This is a genomic window from Marinomonas spartinae (assembly GCF_016461715.1).
Classification (GTDB): Bacteria; Pseudomonadota; Gammaproteobacteria; order Pseudomonadales; family Marinomonadaceae; genus Marinomonas; species Marinomonas spartinae_A.
In genome coordinates, this window is record NZ_JAEMUI010000007.1 from 1 (window position 1) to 11,765 (window position 11,765).

9 protein-coding genes are annotated in these 11,765 nt (G+C 41.9%); 6 read left to right on the forward strand and 3 right to left on the reverse strand.

Translation table 11 applies throughout. The features are described from left to right. Nucleotides 1-271 precede the first annotated feature (271 nt). On the forward strand, nucleotides 272-1,528 hold the full coding sequence (locus JHD45_RS08455; RefSeq protein ID WP_199476083.1) for an MFS transporter: 1,257 nt from the start codon (nucleotides 272-274) through the stop codon (nucleotides 1,526-1,528). Between the two features lie 191 nt (nucleotides 1,529-1,719). Here the strand turns inward: JHD45_RS08455 and JHD45_RS22520 are convergent, their stop codons facing one another. Beyond that, a complete protein-coding gene (locus JHD45_RS22520; RefSeq protein WP_325097279.1) occupies nucleotides 1,720-2,427 on the reverse strand; it encodes a helix-turn-helix transcriptional regulator in 708 nt (235 codons plus the stop codon). A gap of 205 nt (nucleotides 2,428-2,632) precedes the next feature. Between JHD45_RS22520 and JHD45_RS08465 the strand changes: the two genes are divergently transcribed. After that, complete coding sequence (locus JHD45_RS08465; RefSeq protein WP_199476084.1) at nucleotides 2,633-4,033, forward strand: amidase family protein; 1,401 nt, start codon at nucleotides 2,633-2,635, stop codon at nucleotides 4,031-4,033. Between the two features lie 242 nt (nucleotides 4,034-4,275). Here JHD45_RS08465 and JHD45_RS08470 read toward each other — a convergent pair whose 3' ends face one another. Both JHD45_RS08470 and JHD45_RS08475 read right to left on the reverse strand, forming a co-directional pair. Further along, on the reverse strand, nucleotides 4,276-5,205 hold the full coding sequence (locus JHD45_RS08470) for a LysR family transcriptional regulator (RefSeq protein WP_199476085.1): 930 nt from the start codon (nucleotides 5,203-5,205) through the stop codon (nucleotides 4,276-4,278). A 43-nt stretch (nucleotides 5,206-5,248) separates the two neighbouring features. After that, on the reverse strand, nucleotides 5,249-5,710 hold the full coding sequence (locus tag JHD45_RS08475) for a DUF3237 domain-containing protein (RefSeq protein ID WP_199476086.1): 462 nt from the start codon (nucleotides 5,708-5,710) through the stop codon (nucleotides 5,249-5,251). Nucleotides 5,711-5,957: 247 nt separating this feature from the next. Here JHD45_RS08475 and JHD45_RS08480 point away from each other — a divergent pair, with 247 nt between their 5' ends. From JHD45_RS08480 to JHD45_RS08495, 4 genes are all read left to right on the forward strand, one after another. Then, a complete protein-coding gene (locus tag JHD45_RS08480; protein ID WP_199476087.1) occupies nucleotides 5,958-6,956 on the forward strand; it encodes a TAXI family TRAP transporter solute-binding subunit in 999 nt (332 codons plus the stop codon). Between the two features lie 89 nt (nucleotides 6,957-7,045). Beyond that, nucleotides 7,046-8,986: a TRAP transporter permease gene (locus JHD45_RS08485; RefSeq protein WP_199476088.1), complete on the forward strand. Its 1,941-nt coding sequence runs from the start codon at nucleotides 7,046-7,048 to the stop codon at nucleotides 8,984-8,986. Then, nucleotides 8,986-10,299, forward strand: a complete 1,314-nt coding sequence (locus JHD45_RS08490) for a sulfatase (protein ID WP_199476089.1) — start codon at nucleotides 8,986-8,988, stop codon at nucleotides 10,297-10,299. The genes JHD45_RS08485 and JHD45_RS08490 overlap by 1 nt, the downstream gene beginning before the upstream one ends. A 131-nt stretch (nucleotides 10,300-10,430) precedes the next feature. After that, entirely contained in the window at nucleotides 10,431-11,678 is a 1,248-nt protein-coding gene (locus JHD45_RS08495; RefSeq protein WP_199476090.1) for a hypothetical protein, read from the forward strand. The last annotated feature ends 87 nt before the right edge of the window (nucleotides 11,679-11,765 follow it).

The following is an 11,765-nucleotide window of genomic DNA, read 5'->3' on the forward strand; positions in this document are numbered from 1 at the left end:
GTTTTTAATCTTGATGCTGTTAATGGATGTCAGCAATTTTTAAGATTTTTAGGACATTTTTCTCGATTATACGCTTATGAAATTGTTTTTAATGATCGACGTAAACGTATTATTTTTAATCCAAAAATTTGAAAAATCTCACATGAACTGTATTCAGAAGAGGTTAATTCTTCTGAGGAAGAGGCTGACAAATAGCTCTTAACTTACAATTAAAAAATTTTGATAAAAATAATTAATATTATTGAATAATAAGCACCTATAGGAACAGTCAATGAAAATATTAACGAGAGAAAATACAATATTATCTATTATGGGGTTGACGTTTGGTTTTGTATTTGTTGATCGTCTATCCATCAACTTTCTAATGCCGTTTATTACACAAGAATTTCATATTACCAATGCTCAAATTGGTTTTTTATCCTCTGCATTATCCGTGTCTTGGGCCATTTCTGCGTATTTTTTAAGCCATTTCTGTACTCGATTTGGGCGTCGGACTGAAGTGTTGGTCGCGTGTGTCGTTTTGTTTTCAATATTTACTCTATTATCTTCGATTGCTGCAAGTTTTATGCTGCTAGTCATTATTCGAATATTAATGGGGATCGCAGAAGGGCCAGTATTACCGATTGCTCAGTCAATATTACTGGAAGAATCTTCAGACAAACGTCGTGGTTTTAATATGGGCTTTGTACAAAATGTCTCAAGTAACTTATTTGGTTCAGTTCTTGGGCCAATTGTATTGATCTTTGTTGCGGAGCATTATGGTTGGCGCCATGCCTTTCTTGTGGTTGGTTTGCCGGGTTTGATTGTGGCGTTTTTAATTTATAAATATGTCAAATTGCAACCTCATTCCCCTGTTATAAAAGAGAAAAAAACCGAAGCTGTGCCATTTAGCTTGAAAAGGGTTTTTCAGAATAAAAACGTAGTGTTAAGTGGCATTTTATCTTGTCTGATGGTGGCATGGATGTTTTCTCAACTGACGTTTATTCCTGTGTATTTGACCAAAATTCAAGGTTATAGCGGTTATCAAATGGGTAGTGTAATGAGTGTACTGGGGGCTTCCGCTGTCATCTCTGGGTTATTTGTTCCTATGTTGTCAGACATGTTTGGTCGAGCTCGCGTCTTTCGCGTTTTTACCCTGATTGCGATCCTGTGTCCCTTAAGCGTGTTGTATTTGGCAGGCAATCAAACTTATATGATGATCAGCTTATTCTTCTTCTACTTTGGTTTGGGATCCATTCCTATTGTCATGTCGATTGTTCCATCAGAAAGTGTTCCCCGTCAGCACGTTGTCGGAACGCTTGGCTTCGTTATGGCCGTAACGGAACTGCTTGGTGGTTTTTCTGGCCCTGCTATTAGCGGTGTTTTGGCGGATATGTATGGACTAAATGCGCCTTTTTACTTTGCTGCAGGTGTCGCGGGGATAGCTTGTCTCGGATCATTTTTATTGCTGGAGACATCTCCGAAATTTAAAAAGCGAGTAGGTGAGGATATGCATCAACCAGCAACCACGCAGACGTTAGGCCGTTAAGCGGGACTTTAAAAATTTTTGAATACAATGCTAAAAAAATAGGCTTTAAACTCTTGTTTTATCCTTTAGTATTTTGTCTGCTTTTCATTCTTAAATTATGGCGTTTCAGGAACGAAACGCCATGCTATATTGAAATAAATTTGCAACCAATGAAAATTAGCGCTATTTTTCCTTTGCTGCAAACACTCATATTAACTGGTATGGCGACTTAACAGGACGGCTAGTTGAGTACGGTTTTTACAATTCAGTTTATGCATCGCACTGTTAATATGGGTACGTATTGTTGTAGAACTTATGGCCATTTCTCGCGCAATTTCTTTATCAGAGAAACCTGAGGGTAAAAATTTCACAACCTCCAGCTCTTTTGCTGTGAGAAGAGGCAAAAATGGGGCTTTATCAGACAATGATTCCTCAAAGTAGGGCTTAAGTAGGCTTAAAATTTTTACTTCTCTTTTCGAGAATGGTGCCTTATGTTTAGATCGCCATATTCTAAAATCCCCAATGTGAAACCCGCATTTGGAGATAAACATGTTAATACCATGATGCATATCATTAGGCTCTAGAAAATCATGGTAAAAGGCACTATTTTCTAATCTCTTCCGTTCTATTACTTCATCGATAATAACAGGCTCTATGTGCATACTAGCAATGGGCGTGACAATATCGTCACTGTATTGATAAGAGTTGTATTTATCTATTGAAGCTTGATCTATATTTAGAGCAACCCCTTTCCTGGATTTTTGGCTATTTTTATCAAAAACGTATGAAGCTATAAATTCTGAGTTAAGTAATTCAGATAAACTTGATAGCACATTCTTTCGTTTCACTTCTGAAGAAATTGGCTGTTGTAACTGCCAAATTATCGAAGCAGTATGACTTAAATCTTTTTCATTCAGCATAAAAGTGCTCCTTATTTTTGTTGTGGTTAAGCAATATAAATGCCAGAAACTATCTTTTTTCCTCCACCATTTGGAGGATTCTCAAACAGTAAAACTTTCACTAACGTTAGATGAAATTTTGTAACTATGGAAAAATCATGTACAGAAATCTATTATTAACACTACTGTCGCTCAGTGCAACTCCACTTTTGCAGGAAAAGAAGATATGACTAATATTCGTGACATACGAGATCGCATTTGTTCAGGAAAAATGACAGCACAGGAAGTAGCTAAATTTTGGCTTAATCGAGCAGAGAATCTTGATAAGTATAATGCTTTTTCAAGTATCAATAGGCAGCACACAATTGACCAAGCAATACATGTAGATGAAATGGTCAAGACAACGGGAGCCTGTCCAGAGTTAGCTGGCGTACCTTTTGCCATCAAAGATAATATTGATGTAGAAGGGTATGTTAATACTGGGGGGACCTATGCTCTTCGACATTACCGTCCAAAAAGCAATTCTAAACTGATTGAAAAAATTCTATCGGCTGGCGGAGTTATTCTCGGCAAAACATCGATGCAAGAGCTAGCTTTTGGCATATCTGGCTACAACCCAAACTATCAATCTGATAGTGGAGTGGGCGTTAAGAATGCTCATAATACGACAAAAATCGCTGGGGGGTCGTCGTCAGGCAGTGGCGCAGCCGTTGGTGCAAACATCGCCCCCATTGCTATTGGTACTGATACCGGTGGATCCGTCAGTATTCCGAGTGCTTTAAATGGTTGTGTGGGCTTTCGTCCAACAACACTTCGCTATCCGACAGACGGTATAATCCCTATTTCGTTTAGTCGTGACACTCCTGGGACTATGGCTCATAGTGTTGCTGATATTATTACAGTTGATAACGTCATCACAGGTATAAAGGCCCTTCCACAGTATTCTAAAATACGACTTGGTATGCCAAGTTATCACTGGAGCGATTTAGATAAAGAGACAGCGCAGCGCTCTAGAGACCTAATTGAAACACTAAACAAATCAGGTATTGAAGTGGTCGATGTTGAGTTGGAAGGCGCAACCGATCTCGCTAACAAATTTAGTATGCCCGTGGCTATATATGAAGCGCGGGAGGAATTAATTCGGTATTTGAAAGAAACAGAAACAGGTATAACAATTGAACAGCTGGGATCGGAGATTAAGAGCCCTGATGTATACACTATCATTAACGATGCGGTTATTCCTTTAACATTCAGTACAAATAAATCAGATCCAAGCCTTGAATCATTGTATATAGAAGGTATAAAAAAATACAGACCAGCATTATTAAGAGTCTACGAGAAAACGTATGAAGAAAACCAAATTGATGCATTGATTTTTCCAACCACGCCTCAGGTAGCCATAGATTCCAACGCTGAAGCAAGTTCACCGCAAAACTTTTCACGGGTTATTCGAAATACTGATATGGGCAGTAATATACGATTACCCGCTATTACATTGCCTATGGGCTTAGGCCCTAGCAGTAAACTTCCTATTGGTATTTCGATTGAATCCTTACCTAACCATGATCGAAATGTGCTAGCCATTGCACAGGTTGTGGAATCCATTATTTCTAAGAAGTTTAAATAATATTTGCTATTAAAAAACAGAGGCTGAATTTAAATGGATTTCCATTTTCTACTTTTCAGGTAATCAAACTTATAGGGTGATCAGTTTATTTTCGTTTTACTTTGCTGCAGGTGTCGCGGGGATAGCTTGTATCGGATCATTTTTGTTAGTGGAAACGTCACCTAAGTTTTGCCTACCAAAATTGGCGGAAAATAGGTAACTCGATCCTCTTATAAATAGAGGGAAATAATTTTACTTTCCCTCTATTTTTCCACTTCGTTGCTTTTAGATAGGTCGTCAAAGACACTACGAACTATATTTCTAAATGATAAGTAAGCGGTGTAGTCTTTTATCGATTTTGCACACCATAGATACAAGTCTCTGTTTATTGGCGTGACATCATTCATTTTAATTTCAATGATGGGATAATGTTTTTGAATGGTTGAGACTGGAAAACTGGGTAAGGCAGCAAGGTAACGTCCTGTAGACAGCATTTTTATCAGCATCATCGCATCATTTCGAAAGACCACTTTGGTTTTCGTGCCATGAATCCCATAGGAGGTCAGCATTTCTGTCGTTTGCTTTTCAAAGTAAGAGGCGATGCCTAGACTGAGCCAATCTTGCTCGATGAAATCCTTATTTTGAATGTGTTTTTCATTGGCTAGTGGATGATTTTCACCGCAAAAAATACCGATTTTATCTCGGATAATGAGTTCTTTATGGAGTGTTGGGGCGATTTTGTCCGTTGATTGGGGAGCGATAATGATGTCAAATTGATCGTCAATCAATCCTTCTAAAGCAATGGATGGATTTAAGCAGGTTGCCGTTATTGCTATTTCTGGGTGCTTCTCCAACATTTTTTCAATGATGATGGGCAATATTTCCATTGCGAACAGTGAGCCAGAAGCAATGCGTAAATTGTGTTTAATACCTAATTTATACTGAGATACCTGTTCTTTTGCCGAGTCTAATCTGCGAGTAATCGCGCGACCCTCCCTCGCTAAAGATTCACCTACTGGAGTGCTTGAGACACCAAAACGGCTGCGTGTAAACAGTTGTGTACCCACCTGCATTTCGAGGGTGGCCATGGCTCTTGTTAGCGTCGGTTGGGCAATATTTAAATGCTCGGCTGCGGCGGTAATAGAGCCTTTTTCTAAAATAATAGATAAGTAAACAAGGTGTTTGGATTCCATTAACAATGCCTCTTTAGGTCATCTGCGACTGTTCAGCTGCGTATCAGCCTACTTCAAATAACGTTAATTCAACCAATGTGGGTTTGCGAACCCCCACTCCGATAAAAAGACGTTCTGTGATCCATTGGAAACGTTCTGCACTGGTTTCAAATTTAGGAGAACAGCGGAAATAAACTTGCTGAGGATCCACTGGTTCACCCTTTTTGATTTGTTGTGTCACTTCAGGGGAGGCCACTCGAATAGCACTATTATGGACATAAATACACTCTCCTTGGTCTGTTTCAATGGTATAGTGTGCATCTAAAAGCGCCAGTCTAGGAGTGGCGATAAGTTGGTAGTCAGCCCCGCCTGATAGCACTTTTCCTTGCCAATTCTGCCCAGAAACTTTACCGCCTAAAATGGGGATGAGACGACGTTCACCATGTACTGATTTTCCTATTTCTTGTGGCTTGGCCACTTCGATTTCTAACGTGGCGAAGTAATTCAGCGTTGGTGCATTTATCATATAAAACCTCCTATTCTTGTTATTTTTAGTACGTATATATTGAAGAAGAGACGTCGTTCTAATCGAATTTTCTGGCACTTCTTTTGTGTACACAAGGTCTACTAGTTTGCACTATTCAGGCAAACAAGCCAATTTTCGTATTCATTTTTGTATGATTAAAGATTCAAATTGCTATTTTACGGATATATGAAATGAAGGTAGATTGTTTACTGCTAAACAAAAAAAATAAAATCAGCAGGATAATAAAATGTATACTTTCAAAAGGTTCTTTAGGAAGCCGATAGGGATCATTGGTCTTGTTTGTGCCAGTGCGTTTGTTACGACCGTCAGCCAGGCGCAAACAATAGGCATGGAATCAGCCAGTGAAAACAGTGTTCTCGGTATGTTGCCTCAGGCCATGGCTCCATACTGGGCGAAAAGTGGCATAAATATTCAACTTGCTCTCAATCAAACGCTCACCAAGTCTCTTCTTAAAATAGCATTAGGCAAGCTAGATTCTGCCGTTGTTCCTCCTCTCGCATATGAAGACTTTCAAAAAGGCACAGGCCCATATGCCAAAATTGCAGCTAAAACCAAGTCAATCGCAGGGAATGTACGTGCCTTATTTGCTATTCCGGGAAGTTATTATCATGCCATTACAAGCGTCAAGTCTGGTATTAAAAGTTGGCCTGAAGCAAAAGGCAAACGCGTATATATAGGACCACCAGCCGGTGCGGCTAATCAACAAATTATTGCACTCGCAAAAGCGGGCGGGCTGATGCCAGGAAGCTATGACGCGATCAAAGCACCTTGGGGAGCGGCCACTCAAAGTTATCAAGACGGTCAGTTTGATGTGTATGTGGGGACTTTTTCTTTAGGGTCACAAGCGGTCGCGGAATTAGGACTGACGAATAAGTTTCGTCTTTTAGGAATACCTAAATCCAAAATGAATCCGCCAGAAGGGGCTGGTATGCAGCCTGCCGTTATTCCTCCACACACCTATCCTGGCCAAGTCAATGAGAAAAAGGTCATCACTTGGCAAACCTTGATGATGATGGTTGTTAAAAAAAGCATGAGTGATGAGGTTGCTTATAAATTAACAAAGGACTACATCGAGCATAGAAAAGCCCTGGCTAAGTCGAATGTCATGCTCAGAGATCTTCTTACCACAAACTATTTTTCTGGCGTCAATATGACATTGCACCCTGGTGCGGTACGTGCTTATAAAGAAGCAGGGATTAAAATTCCAGCGAAATTATTGCCTTAAAGCCAAAGTGTATTAAGCCAGACTTCTTAATTTCTATTTTTGAACTGCTTACTTATCGGAGAGCTATCTCTCCGATGAAGGGAGGTTGCATGTCTTCTTTTCGAACCTTGCCTAGAGTGTTTTCTTGGCTTCCTGGGTGCCTTAGTTTATTAGTCTGCTTATATGGCTTGGCAAATGTCATGCCTGCTATTGGCGGTTTTCGTCTTGGTCCCTTTCCACTGGTTCCTTTTCGTGCAAGTTTTTTTGCTCTGTGCGTCGTTGTAATTGCTTTATCTATTATTGAAAGGTCCCTTACTGAAAAAAAAGGACTGATTATTTCGATTATTAGCACCATCTTAATGTTTGCGATGATGTGGTGCTGTTGGTCTTTCTATAAAGTGAGCAGCGAACTAGATAGTGGTATGTTTTTGTTCGGCCCAAAGGAAATGTGGACTGCTCTTATTGCCTCGGCTGGTGCGCTTTTCTTTTGCTGGCGGATGTGGGGAGTGCCGGTTACGTTACTGGGCGTTATTGGTATTTTGTATATGGCAACGGGTCACTATTGGCCTGGTCCATTACAAACCGTCAGTAATGATATTAATGAAACGCTTTCCCAGAACTTATTATACAGTCTGGATACGGGGATCCTAGGCAGTACCTTTTCCATTGTTATAACCACGGTTTTTCCATTTATTATTCTGGGTGCTGTTCTGGAAGGTGTTGGAGCAGGCGATTCGATGATACGCATTGCCTTTCATTGGATGCGTAAAACAGCAGGTGGACCTGCGCACGCCGCCGTTATTTCTTCTGCTTTGTTCGGAACCGTATCTGGAAGCGCCGTCGGGAATGTCGTAGGGACAGGTGTTATCACCATTCCAATGATTAAGCGAAGAGGTTTTTCAGCAAACTTTGCCGGAGCGGTTGAAGCCTCAGCCTCCACTGGTGGGCAAATAATGCCGCCTATAATGGGGGCCGCCGCGCTGGTGATGGCGAATTTTGTTGGCGTCAGTTATATGACAGTGATGATCGCAGTATTGGTGCCTTCTATTGCTTACTATGGCAGTTTATTTGCCATGATCGTATTCGAGTGCCGCAGACTTGGTATTAAGGCGGAAGAAGAGATCGTTGGTGTTGATAAGCCGAATAGGCAAGATTATATGAACTTGATGCTTATCTTTATTCCCCTTGCCATCATCGTTGCTTTGCTGCTGTATGGCTTATCGCCATCTGGGGCCTCCATTGTTGCCTTAGTTCTGTTATTTCCATTAAGTCTGATTAATCCAGAAATTAGAGCGAAACCTGTGGCACTAATAAAAAGCTTGGCCATTGGCGGTCGAACCTTTGCCGGCTTATTGATGGCAATTGCGGCCGTGAGTATTGTTATTTCGTCTTTATCTGCGACAGGTGTTCCCGTTAAATTCAGTGTTTTACTGGCCAGCATTGTTTCTAACTCTCTGTTGCTCTCTTTACTGATTGCGGCATTATGCTGCATTGTTTTAGGCATGGGGATGCCAACGTTACCAGCCTATGTAACCGTTGCGACAATTGCTATACCCGCAATGGAGCAATTGGGCTTGGCACCACTAACGGCTCATATGTTTGTGTTTTTCATCGCTGTAGGGTCGTGCATTACTCCGCCTGTCGCGATCGCCGCCTTTGCGGCGGCGAGTATATCGAATGGTGGACCCATTGGTACGTCCGTGCAGGCCTCTAGAGTCGGCATCATGATTTTCCTTATCCCATTTGCGTTTGCGTTCAATCCACAGCTACTAACAGTGAGCCAATCTGGTGTGAGTTTCGAGTTGTTACCATGGTTATGGGTAGTGATGAAACTGGTAGTAGGAATTGTGTTGATTGCCACCGCACTGTCAGGTTTTCATCGACACAAACTGCGTTTTTATGAAATCGCGGCACGCTTGGCTGCGGCCGTTATGCTGTTTGTCCCAGATATCTTGTGGGATCAAGTCGGTATTTGTTTCGCTATCTTCTTGTGGGTTTGGCATTTACGCCATGATTTTAAAATATGGCATCGTTTTAAGGGAGCAGAATAATGACCAACATTATATACATTGTCGCAGATGACCTTGGTTACGCGGATTTAGGATGTTATGGAGGCCGCAAGGCTCAGTTTGGTGACGTATCACCAAACATCGATAAATTGGCGGAAGAGGGCATGATTTTCTTAGAAGGTTACGCGAATTCCCCTGTGTGTTCGCCAACCCGTTTCGCGCTAATGACCATGGCTTATCAGTATCGGCTTCGGGGGGCGTTAGAAGAGCCAATCAATAGTAAGAGTAAAGGCAGTAAAGTGTTGGGCTTGCCTCCGCATATACCGACATTGCCCTCTCAACTTAAAAAAGCCGGTTACTACACAGGCTTAATGGGGAAATGGCATTTAGGGTACCCGCCAAGCTTTGGCCCTAGATCGTCTGGATACGATGAGTTTTTTGGCATTATGGCAGGTGGCGTTGACTACTTTTCTCACAAAAGTGGCTATGGCGATCACGATCTGTGGATTAATGAAGAAGAGCACAAAGAGATCGGTTATTTAACGGATCTTATCTCCGAGCATTCTTTGGAGTTTATTAACCGAAGAGCAACTGAGGCGTCTAACAAACCGTTCTTTTTGAGTATTCATTATACCGCTCCTCATTGGCCTTGGGAGACGAGAGAGGATGCCCACCTAGCAGATAACCTCTCCACACTGTTTCATCTAGAAGGCGGCAATATCCATACCTATCGGAAGATGATTCATCATATGGACGAAGGTATCGGTCGTATTATGGCAGCTTTAGATGAGCATGATATGGCAAAGGATACCTTGATTGTCTTCACCAGTGACAACGGCGGCGAGCGCTTTTCAGATAACTGGCCATTAGTCGGCGGCAAAATGGACCTGACCGAAGGGGGGATTCGTGTGCCGTGGATTGTTCGTTGGCCTGGGGTGGTCAAGCCAGGGAGTGTGAGCATGCAGCATTGTATGACAATGGATTGGTCGCGAACGCTACTGGAAGCGGGAAATGGTCAATTTGATCCTGATTACCCTGTGGATGGGGTATCCCTGATGCCGGTTCTAACAGGGGAGACGGAAGAGTTTGAGCGGCCACTATATTGGCGCATGAACCATCGTAATCAACGGGCTTTGCGCATCGGCGATTGGAAATATCTAAAAGTAGATGAGCATGAATACTTATTTAATGTAACCAATGATGCTCGTGAGCGAGCGAATTTGGGGAAAAAGTATCCTGAAAAATTAGAGGAGATGAGACAGCAGTGGCTTGATTGGAATGCCACGATACCCGCAATACCAGAGGATGCTACGGTAAGTCTTGGTTATAGCGTTGCGGATATGCCTCAGCGTTAGGGTTTTTTATTGTAGGGCAATATGTTGTTGATATAGGCAACAGCATGCAGAAGACATTTCCATAAAGGGAATGAACTTAAATAATAATAAAAAGGTTGTTTACAATGAAAAGAATACATTATGGAACTCTCGTGACAATGTCTGTGATAGGAGTAATCAGTGCCAATGCTCAGGCCGACAGTTTACAGGATGCGATCAAAGGTGGGACCTTCTCTGGTGAACTTCGTAATACGCTAGAGCTTGCCACCAAATCCGATGCGACGGCCGCCGGCGCGTTTAACAACGCGAAAGTCTTGGGTTCGGCATTGACCTTAGACTACCTCACAGGATCCTATTACGGCTTTAAAGTAGGCATGGGATCTGAAACAGGTTATGACTGGAAACTCCAAGACAATGACACTCTAACGACATCCGGTGGGGAAAATGATCATCGAGATACGGTCAATACGACAAATTTGTATCGAGCTTTCCTTGATTATCGTTTCCGTAAAGAGATAACCGATACCCACATACGCATCGGTCGACAGGGGATTGTTTCTCCTTTATTAATGAATAGCGGCGTCTATCCAATGAAAGATTCGTTTGACGCGGCAGTAATTGAGAACAAAGATATTCAGAATACCTTGCTGCGTGTTATGTATGTAACGAAATGGAATATGCGCTATGGCGATGATAACAATGGCTCTCTCACCCAAACCAGTAAAAGTTATCACAACCCCGTTGTTTCACTCTATATGGATAACAAAAGCATCAAAGGCTTAAACATTGAAGCTCAATGGTTGGCGAACCATAATGATGAAAATGCAGGTGACCCACCGACAGCGGTAACGGCGAAGGATTACGATACAAGCTTTTTGGGGTTGACTTATAAAGTATTGGATACCAATTGGGTGGTCGGTGCTAAGACACTGTCGGCCAATTTTGAAAACAGTGCCAATACTGGCTACTGGGGCGCACTTGTTAAAAATACCTTTAACGGTATTGGTGTTCAGTTGGCGTATACTTCTGTGCAAGATGCGGCGAGCTTCCCGGGGACCTTAGGGCATGTCCCCATGTTTCGTGCTTACAACCCAGGCTTACAGGGCGAGTATTATGCTGGCCTAAAAACCACATCGATTGCAGCAGATTATGGCTTTCACATACCTGGTTTTAAAACGACAATTGGTTATACCTCTTGGCAACAAAGTGCACAGGGGATAAAACACAGTCGTGGTACGGATTTAGATGGTGGATATGAAGCGTCTTTGCGTGTTGATTATAAGTCCCAAGACATTAAAGGTTTGTCTGCGCTGATGCAGCTATCCTATATGAATTACAATCAAAATGTCCCAGAAGATTCCTTAACAGTCCTACGGACATCTGTGAATTACCAATTCTAATTAAAAACCACTGTCTAGAGCCTCTAGACAGTGGTTTCCTCGCTTAATTATGAACACATCTGACTTATGAGATCAGACAGGAAGTTT

Excerpts from the sequence above, each read along its gene's own strand:
- JHD45_RS08455 (WP_199476083.1), top strand. The coding sequence starts at position 272 with ATGAAAATATTAACGAGAGAAAATACAATATTATCTATTATGGGGTTG.
- JHD45_RS08485 (WP_199476088.1), top strand. The coding sequence starts at position 7,046 with ATGTCTTCTTTTCGAACCTTGCCTAGAGTGTTTTCTTGGCTTCCTGGG.
- JHD45_RS08475 (WP_199476086.1), bottom strand. The coding sequence starts at position 5,710 with ATGATAAATGCACCAACGCTGAATTACTTCGCCACGTTAGAAATCGAA.
- JHD45_RS22520 (WP_325097279.1), bottom strand. The coding sequence starts at position 2,427 with ATGCTGAATGAAAAAGATTTAAGTCATACTGCTTCGATAATTTGGCAG.
- JHD45_RS08490 (WP_199476089.1), top strand. The coding sequence starts at position 8,986 with ATGACCAACATTATATACATTGTCGCAGATGACCTTGGTTACGCGGAT.
- JHD45_RS08480 (WP_199476087.1), top strand. The coding sequence starts at position 5,958 with ATGTATACTTTCAAAAGGTTCTTTAGGAAGCCGATAGGGATCATTGGT.
- JHD45_RS08465 (WP_199476084.1), top strand. The coding sequence starts at position 2,633 with ATGACTAATATTCGTGACATACGAGATCGCATTTGTTCAGGAAAAATG.
- JHD45_RS08470 (WP_199476085.1), bottom strand. The coding sequence starts at position 5,205 with ATGGAATCCAAACACCTTGTTTACTTATCTATTATTTTAGAAAAAGGC.